This window comes from Bacillus sp. D7-8, assembly GCF_052055895.1.
Classification (GTDB): domain Bacteria; phylum Bacillota; class Bacilli; order Bacillales; family Bacillaceae; genus Bacillus; species Bacillus velezensis.
In genome coordinates, this window is sequence record NZ_CP179922.1 from 2296868 (window position 1) to 2318293 (window position 21426).

The 21426-nt window shown below is 50.6% G+C and carries 2 protein-coding genes; both read right to left on the reverse strand.

What is annotated here, in order from left to right; all coding sequences use genetic code 11:
- Nucleotides 1–2: 2 nt before the first annotated feature.
- Nucleotides 3–15617 carry an SDR family NAD(P)-dependent oxidoreductase gene (locus tag ACKTRM_RS11215; protein ID WP_012117923.1) on the reverse strand — a complete coding sequence of 5205 codons (15615 nt, stop codon included), beginning with the start codon at nucleotides 15615–15617 and terminating at the stop codon, nucleotides 3–5.
- 51 nt (nucleotides 15618–15668) lie between these two features.
- A complete protein-coding gene (locus ACKTRM_RS11220) occupies nucleotides 15669–21395 on the reverse strand; it encodes a type I polyketide synthase (RefSeq protein ID WP_012117924.1) in 5727 nt (1908 codons plus the stop codon).
- Nucleotides 21396–21426 lie beyond the last annotated feature (31 nt).

A 21426-nucleotide genomic window follows, 5' to 3' on the forward strand; every position in this document is an offset into this window, starting at 1 on the left:
TATCACACCTCGCTTATTTCAAACATTGCTTCTGTGCCCGCCTCATTTTCTTCCGCTTCGGGCAACTGTGCTTTTTCAGGCCAATACCGCTGTTTTCGGTATACTGTCTGGCCGCCTTTCGGTTCCATGGCCGCTTTTCGCTCTTTCGGTATTCCTTCGTTGCTGACAATGATATGGGCATTATTCCCGCCCAAACCGAACGCGCTGACCCCGGCCCTGAGTATCTCTTTTTTTCCGTCCCACCGCTTCAGCTCAAGCACAGGATAAAGCGGCGAATCATTAAATTGAAAGCGGGGATTCGGTTTATGGCAATGCAAAGTCGGCGGCAGTTCTTCATTGGCAATCGCCAGCAAAACTTTGATGATTCCCGCCGCGCCCGCCGCACTCAGCAAGTGGCCGATATTGCTTTTGACGCTTCCTACACCGCAAAATTGTTTTTCATCGGAATAAGCAGACAAGACATTGGTTAATCCTTTTAGTTCAATCGGGTCGCCGATCAATGTACCGGTTCCGTGCGTCTCTACGTATGTCATGGTGTCCGGCTCGATTTCCGCTGATTGAACCGCCTGCTCAATCAAGTCCTGCTGCGCCCGGGGATTCGGCGTCGTCACGCCCATTGTGCTGCCGTCATTATTAATCGCAGAGCCGTCAATAACGCCGTATATTTTATCTTCGTCTTCTATCGCTTTTTCAAGCGGCTTCAGCATCAGCACTCCGCAACCCTCTCCGATTCCTGTTCCGTCCGCATCGGCATCGAAAGATTTTGAACGGCCATTTGGCGATAAGATTCTCGCCGCGCTCATTGTGAGAAAAGGTTTTTCATCAAGCAAAATGTCAACCCCGCCCGCAAAGGCCGCTTCCGCTTCTCCATTTTGAATGGCCTGTACGGCCAAATGAATAGCCGTAAGCGAACTGGAGCAGGCCGTATCCACGACCAGGTTAGGCCCTGTAAAGTTATAAATGTGCGCCATGTGTGCGGTAATAAAATTTTGCCCCGCGCCAATAATCGCATCTTTTTTCAAATATTGGAATTTATGATGAAACGCACCTGCCCTTGCACCGGCAAAAACGCCGATACGGCGGCCCCAGAGATCCTCTTTTTGATAACCGGCATCGGCCAAAGCTTCCGCGCTCACTTCGAGCCACTGCCTTTGCAGCGGGTCTATCATCGGTGCCAGCGTTTCTGAAATATTGAAATACTCCGGGTCAAATTGATCAATATCGTGAATAAAACCGCCCCATTTACTGATGCTTTTTCCTTCTTGATATTCACCCGGCTGATAGTGTTCCCCGGCGTTCCATCTGTCCGGCGGAACTTCAGTGACGGCATCCGTTCCGCTGCGGAGATTCTTCCAAAATTCTTTTATATCCCCCGCTTTCGGAAAATGGCAGGCCATGCCGATGATCGCAACCTTTCCCCGTTTCCCAGGCTTATCTGCCTTTTTTTTGCTCCGTTTCGGCGTCTTCTGCAAAGGGACCTTCTCCGCGGGAACTGCTGCATCTGCCGAAAAAGCTTCCGGACAATGAGCGGCTAAATAATCCGCGAGCTGTTCTATGGTAGGGTGTTCCAGAAGGACAGTCGGATCAATTGAAACGGACGGCAGTTTTTGATCGATCTTTGTCAGCACTTGCGCCAGAAAGATAGAATCCATTCCGTATTCCTGAAAAGGCACATCGATATCCATATGCGTTTCATCGATACTCAGCTCTTTTGCCAAAAGCGACCTCAGCCAAGATTGAATATCAATCCGGTTATGTTCCCGTTTTTTTGTTTCAGGAGGTTTGGAAGCTGTTCTCATTCCTTTATGGGCGGCTGGCTTGGCATTTTCCAGCGCTTTGGCGTCCCAATCATGTTTCACTTGTGCCGGCAGCACGACAGCTCCGGGTCTTTCTCTTAAAATGTAATCAAGCATCTTGAGACCTTGCGCGTCAGAGTGCCGCAGCAATCCCGTTTGCTCATAAATCCCGCTTTTTGTATCCCTGCTCATGCCCGTCTCATCCCATGCCGGCCATTGTATGCTAATGATGCCGCTCTCATTGTTTTCTGCAAAATAGTCCATGTAAGAATTAGCCATCGCATAATCGCTCTGTCCCGCCGCAAGAATCGGGACGGCTGCTGAGACAGATGAAAACAGGACGAAAAATGCCGGCGCATCATCCTTTACACTCTCATACAGACTGTGGAGGCCGTCTGCTTTCGGGGCGAGCACCCGCGCGATACTGTCTTTGGATTTGCGGAGAAAAGCAGGGTTTTCACGGTCCGCAATTCCCGCGCAATGCAGAATGCCTCCGACAGGTCCGAGCGTTGTGGTTACCTCTTTTATAAGCCGTCCGACGGCCTGCTTATCCGTCAGATCAACTGCTGAGACGCACACTTTTACGCCTTGTGATTCCAGCTGCCGGATAAGCTGTATTTTTTCCGAAACGACAGGGTCTGTTTGCTCAAGATCCCACTCGGTTTTCGGCGGCAGCTCCTTTCTGCCTGTCAGAAGCAGTTTCTTCACACCGTATGCGGAAACGAAATGCTTGGCGCATAAAGCGCCGAGTCCGCGCGTTCCTCCGGTTATCATCAGGACGGCGTCTTTTGGAAACGCAGTCCGGTCTGTTTGCACAGCTTCTGGTTCAATCTGATCAGTCTGCTGAAGAACATAGCTGAAGCGCATGCCGTCCCTATAGCAAACAGCAGACTCCGTTAAGTCTGATTCAATTTCTTGTTTAATAAAAGCGGCTGTCTGCTCCAGCGGCTCTTCAGGATCAATATCGGCGTGACAGGTGAGAATTTGGCTGTATTCATGCCGCAGCATGCGATAAAGCCCCGCTTTTTCAATACCATGCATAACGGCAGCCTTATTTTTGAAGGCTTCAAGCCCTTTTGTAAGATAAAGCATTTTCATGTTTTCTTGTCCGCGGCCGTATTCAATCAGCTGCTGCAGCGATGCCACCCAGCTGATGTCCTGCCGCTTTTGTCGGGAGCCGCAGCCGGTGAAGTCAATAAACCCGGAATAGATGGCCGCGTTCGGACCCTGTAAGAAAGAGATGAGCTGATTTTCCTGCACAATGTCAGCATCATTCAGCTGTTTTTTCACCTCGGCGGCAAGGTCTTTTGTATCTTCAGAGACGATGAGCGCTATTTTGTTGTTGAACGGCTCGGATGAAGACAATGCCTCGCACGGTTCCCATGTTTTTTGCAATAATACTGTTTTTTGATTCGAAAGCGGCAGCTGCTCCCGTTTCGGCACCCAATAGCGGTCTGCTCTGAACGGATAGGAGGGCAGGCTGATGCGGCGCGGCTTACTGTCCGTATACAGCTGCTCCCAATCCGTGTCAAATCCGTTTGCCCAGAGCCGCAGCACTTTCCTGTATTTCTTTTTCTCAAGCCAGGCGCTGACGAGGTCAGCAGCGTCTTCATCGTCTGAGAACATGGAAATCGTGTTATTCTCGCGTTTTTTACGGCCGCTGATGATATCTTCGCTGTTTTTTCCCAACAGAAACGCGTTCAGTTTTTCAGTCAGTTCCTCTGCGGAGCCTGCAATGATTCCCAGCCTCGCTTCCATCGCGTCCCGTCCGGTCTGCAGTGTGTATGCGGCATCTGCAAGATCGATATCGCGGGATGATCCGTTCTGGATAAAATCCCGAAGGAGACGCGCTCTTTCTTTCAGCCGCTCTTCATTTTTAGCTGACAAAACAAAAAGAGATGACGCTTTCTCACGGGTTTCCTGCTGTTCCGTCTCACTTTTGCCCATGTATTCTTCGATAACGATATGCGCATTGACACCTCCGAAACCGAATGAGCTTACACCCGCCCGGCGGGGCAGGACCCGGCCGTTTTCATCACACAGCGCTTCCCACTCCTTTGTTTCTGTCACAATGTAAAACGGACTGTCCTTCAATTTGATATGGGGATTGATGTTCTCGCAATGCAGACTTTTGGCGAGCGTCCGATGTTTCAGCTGCATCAATACTTTGATAACGCCCGCAATACCTGCTGCGAGCTCCAAATGTCCGATATTTGTCTTCACTGAGCCTATCCCGCAATATCCGCCCGGCGCCCCGTCTGTTTGGAAAGCTTTTTTCAATGCATTGATCTCAATCGGATCTCCGAGTGCCGTTCCTGTTCCGTGCGCTTCTATATAAGTGATGGTTGACGGGTGAATACCGGCTTTTTGATAAGCGCTTTTCAGCACATCCGTCTGAGCCTGCGGATTCGGCGCGGTAAGTGACGCTGAGCGTCCGCCGTGATTTTCCGCTGTACCGCGGATGAGGCCGTAGATGTGATCCCTGTCACGCTCAGCCTCTGAAAGCTTTTTCAAGACAATCATCCCGGCACCCTCTCCTCTGACATAACCGTCAGCCTGATCGGAAAATGTTTTGCAGCGCCCGTCTTCACTGAGCATGCCTGCTTTTTGAAAACCGATATGCCCTTCAGGCGTGACGATCGTGTTGACGCCCCCTGCGACCGCCATATCACAATCTCCCGTTTCAATGGCTTTTACCGCGCGGTGAATGGCGACTAAAGAGCTTGAACAAGCGGTTTCTACCGGCTCGCTCGGCCCGTGGATATCAAGAAAATAACTCATTCGGTTCGGCCCGACGGACGGCACGATTCCGGTCATCGTATACCCCTCGACAGGAAGACCCGCCTTATTGATTAAAGTTTGATATCCGCTTCCCAGTGTGCCGGTGAAAATGCCGGTTTTTGTTCCGGCAATCCGTTTTGCTGAGTACCCCGCGTCTTCAATGGCTTTCCACACATACATCATTAATAGACGCTGCTGAGGATCCATCATTTCAGCTTCTTTCGGAGATATCCCGAAAAACAGCGGGTCAAACTCGGCGATTCCATCTATAAAACCGCCCCATTTAATTGACGTTTTATTTGCATCCGCTGCCGGATCGCCGTAATATTCGCGCCAATCCCAGCGATCTCGTGGAATTTCTGTGATGCAATGCTCTCCTTTTTGTAAACGTGTCCAGAATTCATCTATGTCTTTCGCTTGCGGAAAAATACCGCTGATTCCGATAATGGCTATCGGTTCGGTTTTTTCTTCTGATCTTCCTTTTACGGATACGGGCGTTTCCCGCTTGACATGAACGGCCGCCGGAGCTTCAGCTTTTCTTATTCCGGCTTTTGGAGCGGTTTTTAAACGCTCTCCTTCTAAGCCGCTGAATGCTTCTTTCCATTCAGATATCAAATGGCCGCTCAGTTTGCGCAATGTCGGAAATTCAAAGAAGATAGTCGGGCTGAGCTCAAGCTGATAAGACCGATTTAATAGATTTGTAAATTCAGTGAAGATGATCGAATCAAATCCGTATTCCGTCAGTTCGCTGTCAGCCTCAATATCTTTCATGCTTACCTTTAAAAGATCTGATACATGCCGCTTTAGTTTCTCTTGAACCTGATCTTTCAGATCTCTTGCATCTGCCACTGCCGGAGCTTTTCCGGCGGCGCTTTGTTCTTCGCCCAGATCGAAAATATGGCTGCGAATCCGTTTTTCGTCGCCTTCTGCCACCATGACCTGGTGTTCTCCGGAGGCAAAAGCGGCGTAAAGCGCTTGGATGCCTGAGGCCGATCGCATGGCTTTCATCCCGGTCTGTTCGTACATCATCCGTTCTGTCTCTTTGTCCACGCGCATACCGCCTTCTTCCCAAAGCGGCCAGTTGACGGACAGAGTCTGCCCGCTCCGCTCGTTGTCCCGCACGAGACGGTTCCGGCGGGCTGCATAAACATCCATAAATGCGTTGGCTGCCGCATAACCGGCCTGCCCCGGATTTCCCATACCTCCCGCCAAGGAAGAAAACAGAATGAAAAAGTCCAGCCGCACATCTTTCGCTGCTTCATCAAGATTGATAAGCCCTTTCACCTTCGGCGCCATGACGGTCTTCCGTTCGTTTTCTGTCTGGTTCAGAATGTAGTTGTCAGCGATCACGCCTGCACCGTGAATGATCCCGTCGAGTGTTCCGTGCTCCTCCTGTATGCCGCGGACGAGGGCGATGACCGCCGCCCTGTCTGTCACGTCTACCGGTTGATACAATACGCGGGCGCCCGACGCTTCCAAGCGCCGTAAGCGGGCGGAGCGGTCTTTATCAAGCGCTTCCGCCCTTCCCGTTAATACGAGAACGGCGTTTTTGACGCGGAAGGCTATTTCTTCAGCGACAATCAGGCCGATGCCGCCCGCTCCCCCGGTGAGGAGGTAGACCCCTTCGTCTTTCCACGGAACGGCGCAGCTTTGAGGCGCCGGCAGATGACGCCAGTTTCTGACGAGACGTTTGCCGTTTTCATAACGGATTTCCGCTTGTTCAGGATGCGCCCGGTTTTCTTTCAGCTTGGCAAGAAGCGATGAGGCTGACTCGTCCGGATCGGCTTGGATGACTTGGCCGTACAGCTTCGGATGTTCAAGGTGAGCCGTTTTCAGAAAAGCGGCCAGCCCCGCCAATACATTGTCTTCCCCCCTGTCGGGGACAAGAAGCTGGATCAGCGTTTTTTTCTTCTGTTTTTCTTTGATAAGACGCGTGACGATCGCTGACAGCTCCGCCGCGCAGGCGTCATAACGGTCTTCAATCGGACCTTCGCCGTCAGCCGCACATACGGCGCCGCTTATGTCCTCAGCGTTCATTCCGCCATACAGCGTCACGTATCTGAAAGACTTTTCTTGTCCGCCGCCTTCATCCGGCGGTGATTCCTGCCACTTTGGCTGAAACAAGAGCGGTTTTTCCTCCGTTTCCTCTTCCAGAAAACGGGCGGTGAGCCCCGTCAATCGGACACATACCGCGCCGTTTTCATCACACAGCTCAATATGATAGGCGCCGTCCGCTGAGGAAAGCACCGCCCACATCGTCTCCCGGCACGCAGAAAACACCTGCATATCCTGGAGGGCAAACGGCAGAAACGGCCGTCCGGACGCGGAACCGTCTGAGAGCACAAGACCGATAGAAGCCTGAAGGGCGGCGTCCAGCATGCTCGGATGCAGGATGAACGGCTCCTTTTCCTCGCGGGCGGACGGCGGAAGAGTGAGCTTTGCGAGCACTTCTCCGCTTCCGGCATAGACGGCGTCAAGCGCCTGATGAGACGGTCCGTAGGTGATGCCGAGGCTGTCGAACGCTTCATAGCACTCAGCCTTTGACATACGCCGGCCGCCGCAGCGCGCCTGAACCGCTTCTACATCGAGTACAGGAGCACGTTCCGTCTCTTCGAGCACGGCCTTTCCCTGGAAAAAGACAAGCGGCTCTTCTCCTTCGGCATACGCTTCAAAAGCGATGTCTCCGTTTTCTTCCGGCTGAAGCTTTACATGAAGCGTCACTCCTTCAGAAAGCGCCGTCACCGGACGGAGCCAAACGATCTGTTTGAGCCTTACACCCGTTTTCCCGCCCGGCAAGTCTTCAGCAGCCAGCGTAACGGCGGCCCGGGCCATTTCTAAAGCAGCCGCGCCCGGAAGCACCGGTTTTCCATTGACGATATGATCCGCAAAAAACGGTTCATGTCCTGAAAAAACAGAAGTAAAGCGCTGGGCGGTAAAGGTCGATGTATTCGCATGGAGCAGCGGGTGAAGCTTTTCACGTTCAGCTGAATTCCGGCTTTCAAGTTCTCTCTGAAGACGATCGGACGCCCAATACGTCTGCCTGGCAAACGGGTAGCCCGGCAGATTACCGATTCGCGGCAAAGGTCCGCCATAAAGCAAGTCCCCTTCGATTTCATAACCTTGACAATAAAAATCTGCCAGCACGCATAACAGCTCCTGATATTTTCTATGGTCAGAATATGAGGCGCTGCACTTGTCGAGCACTTCTATTATGTGCTCCTGAATATGCTGACGCCCTGCAAAGTGCTGCGGTACTTTTCCCGAAAACACATAAGGATGATGTTCATTAAGCTTTGCCTGCTTCCAAACATACACTGCGTCATCAGCATCTTGCACTACTATGGCGGCGCGATGGTTAAAGTGATGCCGTCCTTTTAACAACGTATAGCTGAGCTGGGCTAGATCATTTTCTTTCAGTCCGCCATTTTCCGCCCATGTGATCATATCTTCGATTTTTTCCTGAAGGGCATCCTCTGTTTTTGCTGATAAAGTCAATAAATATGCAGGGGCATCCGGATGAGGTGAAGCGCTGCGCTTATAGCTTTCCATAACGACATGGGCGTTTGTTCCGCTCATCCCGAATGCGCTGACTGCCCCCATTCGGTTTTTACCCGGCAGAGAAGGCCACGGTTTACCCGTTTTATTCACATAAAAAGGACTCTTCTCCCAGTTGATATAGCGGTTTTCCCCGCTGCAATGCAGACTGGCGGGAATCATTTCACGGGAGAACGCCTGTAAAAGACTGATCAAACTGACAATGCCTGACGCGGCAAACGTGTGGCCGATATTGGTTTTAATTGATGTGAGCGCGCAAAAAGCTTCTTCGTTTGTATAGGCAGAAAATGCGTCATAAAGCGCGTTAATTTCCACCGGATCACCGAGTTTTGTACCTGTGCCGTGTGTGACGATATATTCGATATCTTCAGGGTTGATACGGCCCCGGTCATAAACGGAAGTAAGCAGCCGGGTCTGCGCGACGCCGCTCGGAGCGGTAATTCCGTTTGTTTTCCCATCATAATTGATGCCGCTCGCCCGAATCACCCCGTAAATCGGATCACCATCTTTTTCCGCCTCTCTCAGCGGCTTCAGAACAACCGCTGCGGCCGCTTCCCCCGGAACCATGCCGTCAGCCCTTTTATCAAACGCGAAGCATTTCCCGTTTTCCGACAGCATTCCGGCTTTATCTATCGTTTCAAAAAAGTCCGGGGTATTCATGATATTCACCCCGGCCGCAACAGCTGTTGTGCACTCTTTATTCTGCAGGCTTAATACCGCCTGATGGACAGAAACGAGCCCCGAAGAACATGCTGTATTTATCGCCATCACAGGACCTGATAAATTCAAGTGATAAGCCAGCCGCGCCGCCAAAATACCGTTATGATGAGACGTGACATTGCCTTTGTCCCGTGTTAAAAGGTGATAATCTCCTTCTTCCGCCCCCACAAACATACCGATCGTCTGCTGCCTGATGTGACTGGCGCCGTAGCCGGCGTCCTCAAGGGCCCTCCACGCTTCCTGAAGAAGCAGCCGCTGTTTCGGATCCATCGTTTCAGCTTCCCTCGGCGATATTTCAAAAAATAAAGGGTCGAATTCGTCCGCCCCCGGTACAGCGCCGAGTTTCCATTTTGAACTTGTGAAGCCTTTTTTTGCGACCGGTGCGACAACATCCTTTTCCTGAAACAGAATGTCCCACAGCTCGTCCGCCGTGCGCGCCTGAGGAAATCGGCCGCTCATGCCGATAATGGCAATGGAATCAGCTGCCTGACTGCCCTCGGTTCCGGCGTTCAGCTTATTTCTTCCCCTCTGCTTCTTTCGCTTTTTCGTTCCTGCCTTTTCAAAGACAGATTGATCTGCGGATTCAGGTTTCTTTTCTTCATAGACATGCTCCATGACGGACTTGTGTTCCGTCAGAAAATAGCGGACGACCTTCTCCAGTGTGGAATGTCCGAAAAACAGGGCCGGTGTCACTTCAATTCCGTAATGAGCGGACAAAGAAGAGGCGAATTCCGCCAAACTGATAGAATCAAAGCCGAAATCAGCCAGATTGTCAGCGTCCGTCAGTCTGTTCTTGTCTATTTTCAAAAGCCCCGCCGCCAGTTCTTTCACATCCCAGCTTACGCATTCTTCCAGTGTAAAGCCTTTCATTTCACTCCGCCTTCCTGAAAACGGGACGTTCCTGTTTACAGAACCCGAAATCGGCCGTTCGCCTTGATCTATCTGCAGGAAGCGTTTGGCCCTCGACGGAAAACCGGCCAGGACGAGATACTGGCTGGACGGCTGGACTAACAATGTTTCAAAAGCTTCGAGTCCTTCCTCAGTGTATAAATAACGCTGTCCGCTTGATTTTAAATACATATCGGTGCTTTCCGCCGTGCCGACATGCATCCCCCCTTCTTTCCAAAGCGGCCAATTGATTGCAAGTGACTTGCCGCTTCTGAGTCCGAGGCTCACAAGTTTATCCCGGTGACGAACAAAAGCCATTTGGAAGCGGTTCCCCATCGCGTAGTCACAAGAACCGAAGTCTCCTAAAATCGCTGAAGAAGAAGAGAAACAACAGAAGAAGTCAAGCGGCTCCCGTGACAGAACCTGATCTAACACCGCGGTGCCGTCCGCTTTTGGCGATAAGACTTGCTGAAAGGTTTGCAGATCTTTCTCCAGAATGCTTTCAGTGCCTTGAAGACCTGCAGCGTGAATGACACCGTGAATCGGCCCGCATCCTTTCTCTTTCACTTCTTGCAAACCTTTCTCCATCTGAGCCTGATCTGCGGCATCCGCCTGCACGTAAAACACCTTGGCGCCTGATTCTTCCAATCTCTTTATCTTGTTCAGCACCGAGCCATCTGCCGCTGATCTCCCCGTCAAAATGAGCGTAACCGGTCCTTTTCCAGAAAAATATCCGGCAAATAACAAGCCTAATCCCCCGCATCCGCCGGTAATCAAGTACGTTTTTCCGCTCTTTATCACACGCTTCTCAACAGGGGCGATATCCGTCTGCTTCATTTCCATGACGTGGCGGATTTCCTCACTGTACATGACACTGCGGAACCACTCGCTGTGAAGTTCTTCACATACGTTATGGATCAGTTTTTCAAACGGTCCTTTTTGTTCAAAATAAACCGCGGCCGTATCCGTCTCCGGCAAGATCAGTTTCAGCGACCGTTCCAGCCCGATCCATGACTCAGCGTAACTGATATCGGTATCGGTCCCGCACTGAGCGGAAAGAAGAATTCGCCTCGGTTTAGAACGCAAAGAAGCAGCTGCGCGGATCACATGATACAGAATGGAATAGTCTTTCACGGCCTTTTCATCTTCAAGCGGCCATCCATATAAAACGGCATCCGCTTTGCCTGCAGCCGTTTCAATATGCCGAAACGTTTCTTGATATGCTTGTCCGTCAGTGATTTTAATTTGATAATGCGTGTTTGAAAGCTTTTGAGTTTCCTCACCCTGTGAAATAAAAAACACGCCGGATTCCGGATAAAGGGATTGTAAAGACTGATAAGCATGCTTTCTGGCAGCTTCTCCCGTAAGAAAACAGATGACCGTTTTCAGCTCTTCATGAATGGATTTCTTCAGAGGCTGCTGAGTCCACATTTCTTCAAATATCATCATCTCGGATTGTTCCTTTTGCCCGTGATCCTGCTGAGACGGCTGTCTCATTCTCACCCCTTTGATTTCTGCGCAGACAATGCCGGTTTCGTCACAAAATTGAATGTCACAGCCGGTTTGATTCTTTTTATTAATATACATCCACATGCCGGATGAGCACGGACGCATGACGCGCAGTTCTTCAACCGCTTCAGGCACGATATGGACTGACGGCTCCGTTTTTGCCAGGACATGAAAAGCTGCGTCCAGAAATTCCGGCGGTATATGATATCCCGGATTACGGCCGCTTTCATCTGTGAGAGCAAGCTTCGCCCAAACCGCACTTTCTCCCGCATAAAGCTTTTCAACGGTGCGGAACTCCTTACTGATCGTTACACCTGATGTGCCTGGTGTTTCATAATCGAATGACAGCGGGCGGCAGTCTTTTTGTAAGGAGGCAATATCAAGCACGCGGGATGGCTGTATGTTCCCTTGTCCGATGATTCCATAATGATGCAGCTTCTCTTCGTCACTGTATATTTCATAATGGATGCCTTCCTCGTCTTCAGACAGAAGGGAGAGATTGACGCCCGCACCGTGATGTCCGCTGGTAATCGGGTCAGTCCATGCCGCCGTTCGGATCCATATCTCTTTTTCTTCAGAGCTGTCTGCCGCATGATGAAAAGCCGCAAGCGCCATTTCTAAATAAACGGCTGCCGACAGAACCCGCTCCCCGCTCACATCCTGGAAAACGTGTTCCCGGCCTGTAAAAGATGTATGATAGCTTTGCTCCGCCAAGGTTGACGTATTTTCATGCAGGAAAGGATGCACATATTCAGTTGTTCCTGTTTTTGGTTCTTCCCGCTTCATCCAGTAGCTTTCTTTTGCAAATGGATAAGACGGCAGACTGATACGATGCGGCAGCGCGCCTTTATATAAAGATGCCCAATCGACGGGCGTCCCGTGAACCCAGGCATTCAAAAGACTGTCAAATTGACGTTTTTCCATCCAATCACTGACTGTGCCTTCCGTCTCTGTGCCAGCACTATCACTCCGGCCCGTAAACACCCCGCTTACAGAACCAGCATTTTTCAGAAAAGCACTCAGCTTCTGTTCCAATTCAGAAACAGAGTCCGCTGTCATCGCCAGCCGTTCTTCCATCGGGACCCTGCCGACTTGAAGGGTAAATGCCGCGTCAAGCAGGTTCGCATCTGTAATTGTTCCGTTTCCGGCGGCATCCGACAGCAACAGAGCCCGCTCGCGCAAGCGGTCTTTATCTTTTGCCGATAAAACAAAAAGCGCCGGACGGCCGGTGTCTGCCGAAGTCATTTCAGCCGGTTCATACTCTTCTATCAGCAGGTGGGCATTTGCACCGCCCGCTCCGAAAGAAGATGTACCCGCGATTCTCGGATATTCCCGTGTTACTCCTTCAGATTCTATGACCGGCCGTCTCCATTCCGCTGTTTCCTGCTGCACGATAAAAGGAGAAGTTTCAAAATCAATTTCCGGGTTCAGCTGCTTTGAATGCAGCGACGGCACCAGATATCCGTGTTTCATCTGAAGAAGAATTTTGGTGACCGCAGCAATGCCCGCCGCACTTTCCAGGTGTCCGATATTGGATTTAACAGAACCGATGGAACAAAATTGGTTTGCATCCGTATAGCGGCGGAAAGCCTTGGTTAACCCTGCGATTTCAATCGGATCTCCCAAGGAAGTGCCGGTGCCGTGGGCTTCCAGATAGCTGATTGCTCTCGGGTCAATCCCTGCCCGCTCCATCGCGTCTGCGATCACTTCTCCTTGTGCATTCGGGTTCGGAACGGTGAACCCGTTCGTTTTGCCGCCGGCGTTCAGAGCGCTTCCTTTAATGACACCGTATATATGATCATGATCTTCAACAGCCTTTTTCAACGGCTTTAACACGATACAGCCGACGCCCTCTCCGTCAACAAACCCGTCAGCCTTATCACCGAACGCTTTGCACGCGTTTGACGGTGACAGCATTCTCATAGAAGAAAGTCCGATATAATGAACCGGATCTGTAATCAGGTTTACGCCGCCGGCAATCGCGCATTCAGATGCACCTGTTCTGATGCTTTCTGCGGCGAGATGAATGGCGGTTAAGGATGAGGAGCATGCGGTATCGACCGCGATGCTCGGACCGTGAAAATCAAACACATAGGATACGCGGTTCGGGATAAAGTGATAGTGGGCCCCTGTCGGATAGTTGCCGTTCATGACACCCGCAAAGACACCAACCTTTTTACCGGCGCATAGTGAATCAGGGGTATATCCGGCATCCTCCAGGGCCGCATAAGCGGTTTCCAGAAACAGTCTCTCCTGCGGGTCCATGCGCTCCGCTTCTTTCGGGGAGATTTTAAAAAACAGCGGATCAAATTTATCAATATCTGTTAAAAAGCCGCCCCACTTCGTATACATCCGGCCTTCCTTACCTTTTGTCTCATCATAGTAGTCCCGCCAATCCCAGCGGTCTTTCGGAATTTCGGTGATTCCGTGTTCACCGGTCTTTAACCGTTCCCAGAACTCATTAACATTTTCAGCTCCGGGATACCGTCCGGCAAGACCGACAATTGCCACTTCAAGGTGTTTTGACGGCGGTTCGGAAGCGGGCGGTGCTTTTTCAGAAAAAGATGCCGCTTGGCGCTTCGTCAATCCGGCGCTTTTTTTGCGGCTTTGCTTTTTCTGTAGAATGTGCGGCGCCTTTTCGGCTTCTTTATTTGTCTTGAAAATCCCAGCCATATCATCCTGTCTTGAGCTGACGAGATATTCCGCTAATCCGCCGATTGTCGGATACTCGAAGAACAATGTGCTGCTGATATCAGGGACGTCTTCCCGCACGCGGTTGGTCAGCTGTACGATTAAGATAGAATCGATTCCGTATTCTTCAAGGGGCGTATGGACTTGAACGTCCTCAATCGGCATCTTTAAGATGGCGCTGACGATCTGTTTCAGATACTCTGTGCTTTTTTCAAGCAAAGAGCCGGATGATGCCGCTTCAGTATGACGGACTTCTTCAGAAAATTGCGCATGCAGTTCGCGCTCCTTCGTTTCAGCCAAGAATGCGGCAAGCTCTTCTATCGTCCGGTATTCAAAAAACAGCGTGCTGCTGATATCAGGGACGAGATCCCGCAGCTCATTCGTCAGCTGAACGATCAGAATAGAGTCAATGCCGTATTCATCCAGAGGAGCCAGCGGATTTATCTCTTCTGCCGGCATTTTTAATACTTTTGCCGCAGCCTTTATCAGAAAAGCCGCTGTCTTTTCCGAAAGCCCCTCTCCCGCTTGTTTGATGGGGAGCTGACGATCAGAGGATGTTTGCGGTACGTTTGATTGGCGCTTTTGCGCGGTGTAAGCTTCCCTGCTCTGCCTGATGACTCCGTTGCTTTTCGCCGTGATAATCTGCTGGGTGTGCAGACGTTCGTTTTCAGCCGGAAATTGAATGGAATGAAAACCTTCAGCCATTAAAACGGATTTCCATGTTTCCGGATAAAGACCGGGACACCCCGGAATCCGCAGCGCCTCGTCTTCGTACAGCCACCAGCCCTCTAATAAGCCGAATGTAACATGTGTAAACGGCGTATGCCCGCCCAGTTCATTAACGAGCAGCAAACCGTCCTTTTTCAATACGGCTTTTGCCGTCCTTAAAGTTTTCCGGATATTTTTGGTGGCATGCAGCACGTTTGCAGCGATAGCGATATCGTAGGTTCTCAGATGTAATCCCTGGCCCGCCGCAGGCTGCTCCACATTAAACAGCTGATACGTCAAATACGGATTGTCCGCGCCGTATTCCTTTTCGGCATGCATTAAAAAAGCTTTTGACAAGTCGGTATAACAGTATTCCTGAATATGGTTTTGATAGGGGCGGAGCTTTTTAAACAGTGTACTGCTCGTTCCGCCGGTGCCCGCTCCGATCTCCAGCAGACGGATGTTTGCCTCAGGATTGTTTTTCATTACATTTTCCACATAAATACACGCTTCATTTGCCAGCACATCGTTGTAATAATCAGCGAGAATATTATGCTTATAGATTCCTTCAACAAGCTCCATTGAAGAATCGGGAAACATCACGTCAGTGGCTTTTATTTTGCCTGTTAAAATGTCAGGCAAAGCTTGAATGACGGTATCCGCCAGCAGAACCTGCGCTTTCATATCCGGATCTTTCAGCCATTCGTTTTTCTTCTTATGCCACTCTTCCCAAACCGCGGCCGTTTCACCGCTTTTAAAATCGCTGTCTAAAAGACGGATGCTTTCTTCCAGCCAGCGTTCATATAAAGGCAGACAGGAAGCCGCCGGCGCTTCGCCGGTCAGACCCATTGAACGCAGCGTCACCCGCAGCACTTGCAGCAAAAGCCGATTCAATTCTTTCATTTGATTGCTTATTTCTGTTCTTAAGGATAACTGTGTACGGTCTTTTTGTTTGTCTCCCTTACCCAAAACCTTATCCTCCTAAGAAAATTAAATTTGCTCCGTCATTTTGACAGGCAATCAGATAGTCACAAATTCATGAGGGTTCATTCCCTCGATCGGAATCGGCTTGGTCAGCTTCATCAGCCCCATGCGGGAGATCGGCTGCGTCAGCAGCGTTTCCAGCGCCTGCATCCCTTCCGCCCGGCTGATCAGCCCGAGACCGATTGCACTCAGTCTGTCAAACTCTTCAGAAATGTGATTGTCAGCCCGCTCCCAATAACCCCAGTTCATCACTTTGACCCGGCATGACAGCCGTCCGGAAAGCTCATGGGCAAATGCGTCTTTAAATGCGCACCCCGCCGCATAATGACTTTGGTTCGGATTCTTAATATATGAAATAACCGAAGAGAAAAAGAGAATAAAGTCTAAAGAATCTTTCGCAAATACTTCGGCAATGTTGACGGAAATATCCACTTTCGCCGCAAGGCCGGCGTGAAACTGTGATTCTTCCATATCTTTTACGCTTTCATTCGCAAATACCATCGCTGAATGAACGACGCCGCTGATGGTGCCGTATGTGTTTTTAATCTGTTCATAGGCGCGCTGAAGCGATGGAAGATCAGAAGCATCTGCGGCTATATATTCGGGAGCCGGGCCTGATGGCCGGTACCGGTCTATTTTTTGGCGTATCCGGCTGTCCAGCGGCCGCCTCCCGATCCAGACGACTCGGGCTTTATACGTCGTCACTATATAATCTGTCCAAACCTCGCCGATGCCTCCCGCACCGCCGATGATGACATATACGCCTCCATAGCGGTAAGGAACACTTTCAGACGGCCCGCTTTGGACCGGAAGCAATTGAGGCCGGTACCATTCCTGATGTCTGCGCACCCATGCTTTACCCGTACGGTCGCGGGGCAGGCTGAATATGTCTTCTGCGGGGAAATCCCCCCCGTCTTCAAGATCGGCGAGACGGATGTGCCAGCTCGGATGTTCTTTAGCGAGAGACCCGACGAAACCGTGCACACTGGAATGAGCGGGACGCACCTCATCATATTGGGTAATAGGCTGTGCTTGGTGCGTAATCACCGTCATCCCGAGCTGCTCCTTTCCATACCCGAGACCGATAAGAGCTTTGGCCGCTCTGAAAATCTGCAGCACCCCGCTTTTTTGATCATGGCTGTCAGAATCAGCCGGCCGAGGGGCAAACCAGATCATATGCTGAATCTCACCGAGACGGCGGAGCCGATCAGATATCACTTCAACGGAAGCACTTTGGCCGATATCAAATCGCACAGCTTTAGGAAACAATCGTAAAACCGCGTCCGCCTGCCCGTCTGTACCGCCTATGATGACAGCTTTTGCTTCAGAAATGGAGAAGCCGGTTTGGTTGTCTATCGGTTCCGCGTCCCATACCTGCATCAGTTTGACGGCTCCGGTAAGGTTACCCGGCAGATCGTATTGCTTATTATCGGTTACGGCCGGCGCACTTTCGGCCATCCGGGCAGAAAATCCTTTTATCCTTACACACACATTGCCGCGTTCATCACATATATCAATGTCCATTCTTCGCACGGCCGGTGTTTCATGGGTCACAAATACGGCAGCCCACATGTTTGGCCTGCACGGATGAAAAACGGTCAGTTCATGCAATTCAAAAGGCATTAACGGCTGCTCAGGATAACCCGCTTTATCTTCATTCATAACGCCGATGGCCGCCTGAAAAGCGGAATCTATCAGACTCGGATGGAGCACAAACTGTTCGGCTTCATCAGAAACGGAAGCGGGGAGCACCAATTTAGCCAAAGCTTCTTTTTCCCCGCAATAAATGTAATCAATTCCTTGATGTGAAGGTCCGTATACAATTTCCGCCTTTGCAAACGCCGCATAGCAGTCTTCTTTTGACAGCACTTTTTTGCGGCATCGCGCTTTCAGCTGTTCAATATGCAAAACCGGCGCCTCAGACAGCGGCTCAATCACAGCGCTGCCTTCACAATAAATGTCTGAATCATTTTCATTGCTGTACACTTGAAATGAAACATTGCCGTTGTCCTCCAAAGAAAGCCCTGTCGTCATACGCAGAGGCTCTTTTTTATGAACGGCCTGGCGTATCCAGCTGATATACCGCAGCGAAATGCCGGTTTTAGCCGTGTATCCAGCGGCTAACGGCGCGGCAGCCAGTTCAGCCGCGGCTCTCGCCATTTCAAGATAAGCCGCCCCGGGGAGAACACGCTTGTTTCGGACGATATGATCGGCTAAGAAGAATTCATCTCCGTTCAGTATCGTACTGAATTTTTGTTCTAACAAATCTGATGTATTGCGGTGAAGCAGCGGGTGAAGCCTGCTTTCTGTATTTGCGGAAGTGACGGGATGATCGGGCTCCGGTATCCAATATCGTTCCTTTGCAAAAGGGTACGTCGGCAGACTCATCCTGCGCGGTTTCTCCTCCCGATACAGCCGCGTCCAGTCTATCTCAAATCCTTTTGACCACAGCTCCGCAAGTTTTTTGTAAGTGCCGCTGTCCGTCCATTTTCGGATCAGCTCCTCCGTATCCTGATCATCATTCAGGAAACCCCTGATTTCCGTTCCGCTATCAGACCGCCCTTGAAAGCAGCCGTCAATCTGCCGTTTTTGTTCTGTAAATTCAGTTAATTTCCTGATCAGGTCTGCTTGATCGTTCACTAAAAAAACAAGCCGTTCTTCCATTGCCAGCCGTCCCGTTTGCAGCGTATACGCCAGTGACCGCAAGGAAAAAGATTCATCAGGCTGCTTATCTAAGCCGGACTGGCCGAAAAGACCGGAAAGAATATTCTTATGTTTCTCATCGTTTGTAAGGCATTCTGCTAAAGTCCGGACGGAAGTATGCTGTATGAGATCAGTCATGTCTATTGCCAGCCCGTATTGATCCGTCATCAGCTCAGAAAACTGTGTCAGCTGCATGACATCCAAGCCGAATTCCTTCCAATCCTGTTCATCATCTACCGAACCGGACGCAACATGCAGAACTTCGGCCAGAACACCTCTCAACGCATCTTCCAGCTGATTTTGCATTGTATCTATTTTGTCATAAAGCGGACCGCTTCCTTCAGGCGCTTCATCTTTGAGAAACATCAGCAGGCGGGCAGCGTATTCCTTCAGCCGCTCCGGATTTTTCGCTGACAGAGGCACGATATACGGTCTCTCTTGATCCTCCGTAATACCGGGGTTTTTAGGCCTGTACTCTTCTAAAATGAGATGAACGTTTGAACCCGTCGCCCCGAATGAACTGATGCCTGCGCGTCTCGGGCAGGCATGTTCACGGCCGTTCTCTGTATACGCCGGCCTTTTCCATGACTCGGTTTTTTGCTGCACGTAAAATGGCGAGTCCTCTAAACGGAGATACGGATTAATCGTCTCTGAGTGCAAAGAAGGGACAAGCGTTTTGTGAAACAGCTGCAAAACCGTTTTATGAAGCCCGCTGATCCCGGCAGCTGATTCCGCATGTCCGATATTCGATTTAACGGAACCGATCGCACAAAATTGCCGATCCTCCGTAAACGTGCGGTAAGCTTTAACAAGACCTTGTATTTCAATCGGATCTCCTAAAGAAGTTCCGGTTCCGTGCGCTTCCACATAGGAAATCGTCCGGGGATCGATCCCCGTCTTTTCAAGACATTCAGCTATCATATCCCCCTGCGCCACGGGGCTCGGCACGGTAATCCCGCTGACGGTCCCCACGTGATTGACGGCGCTGCCTTTTATCACCGCATAAATATGATCCTTATCTTCTTCGGCTTTGTGGAGCGGCTTCAGCAGCACGGCTCCGATGCCGTCAGCTGAGACATAGCCTGTGCCTCCTTCGCCGAACGTGCGGCACAGCCCGTCACTCGAATGCATATCCATCAAGCCGTATGTGATATATTTTGTCGGGTGCAATGATAAATTGACGCCTCCGGCAAGAGCTGCTTCACATTCACCGCGTCTCAGACTTTCCGCCGCCATATGAACGGCCGTCAAAGATGACGAACACACCGTGTCAACCGCCATGCTCGGCCCGTGAAAATTGCAAAAATATGAAACCCGGTTTGCGATCGGCGCATAGTTCAAGGGATAAGGAAAGACCAGCCCTTTGGCCGCAGCTTCAGCGCCGGCGAGAGAATAATCCATATGCATCACCCCGGCAAACACACCGACGTTCATTCTCTTATTCGGCCCTTTCGGCTGAACAATTGTTTCCGGGGTGTAGCCCGCATCCTCAATCGTTTCCCAGCATGTTTCTAAAAACAATCGTTCTTGCGGATCTTTAGCTTCTGCCTCCCGCGGAGAAATCCGGAAAAATTTCGCGTCAAAACAATCCGGATCGTCTATAAAACCGCCCCATTTGGAAATCGGCTTGCCGGACGGCGATCGCAAATGCTCATATGTCCTCGTATCCCAGCGGGAACGAGGCACTTCCGTTACGCTGTTTTCTCCATTTTTTAAATTTGTCCAAAATTCACGAAGATTTTTGGCGCCGGGGTACCGTCCCGCCATCCCGACGATCGCAATATCTCCATTCTGCGTTCCGGCTGACGCCGATTTTTTCACGCGGATTTGGGTTGTCCTCTTTTTTTCCCGGGGCAAAGGCTCAGCACTTGAATGCCCGCTTTGAGCATGGCCGAAACCGGCTCCGTAATGTTCGCACAAATATCCCGCTAATTCCGCGATTGTCGTGTATTCAAATAACAGTGTCGGCAGTAACTGCGTTCCGATTTTTTGTTCAATTTCCTTTACCATGTCCAACAGCCCCGGAGAATCCAGCCCCATTTCATAATAGCCGATATCCGGGTCAATCTCTTTCACAGGTTTGTTCAATCGGGCGGCAAGCAATTCTTTTAAATAAAGGATGCACTGTTCAGTAAGGCCGGCGGAAGCCTCCGCACGGCGGGGCTCAGAAGGCGCCGGTTCCGGTTGCGGAGCCGGGACGGCATTCCGCCCGTCAGGTTCTTTCTTTTGCCGTTTCTGATTGATCTGTTCCGGGTCCCTCACCAGTTTATTGGCGAAGTTTTTCAGTTCGCCGACTTTTCTGCCTTCCTCATTGAAAAACTCCATTGTCACGTAAACGAGATCTTTCTTACGGGTGACGGATTCTTTTTTTATCTTGGTGATACATGTCGTCTGCAGCAATTCGGCGCAATAAAACGATTCATAAAACAGCGGCAGAAATAATTGCCCCTCCTTCCTCGTCAAAGGAGCGAGATATACATTGGAGCCGATGCTGCTCGCATCTATCAATGCGGGATGAAACATCGCCTCTTCTGCATGTTCCAGCTGATCCTTTTGCACCGACAGATCAATATAAATCTCTTTTTCAGTTTGGTAGACGCTTCCGCAGCCTTTCATCATTCCTGAGTGAACCAGTTCTTGATCCCTGCATTCCGCGTAAATGTCCTCAAGCGGTATTTCTGCCGCCGTTTGTTTTACGGCATCCATCCGGACGCTCTCTTGGAAGCCGGCGGGCTTGACGGAATGCATTTGCGCCGCGGCATATACCTTTGTCTCTGCTGCTTCGTCACCTTGTTTTTGCCCTTTCACCTCCACCTTCCACTGCCCTTCGCCGTTCTCTGTACAGTCAACGGAAAGCAGGATTGTTTCTCCCTGTTCAGGAGCTAAAGGGTGAAAAATCGATAAGTGCCTGAGTTCAAGGCCGGCATGAAAAAAACCGTTTTCTCTGAAAGTCTGATAGATCAGGTCAATATAAGCCAGACCCGGCAGCAGTTCCTTTCCATAGGCTTTATGATGTTTCAGAACGGGATGCTGATTGTTAATAAGAAGCTGCTCTTGCATATGAACTTCCTCCATATCGACGTTCAATTTT

What these genes read in the sequence shown, in the direction of transcription:
- ACKTRM_RS11220 (WP_012117924.1), bottom strand. Translation starts at nt 21,395, where the DNA reads ATGCAAGAGCAGCTTCTTATTAACAATCAGCATCCCGTTCTGAAACAT.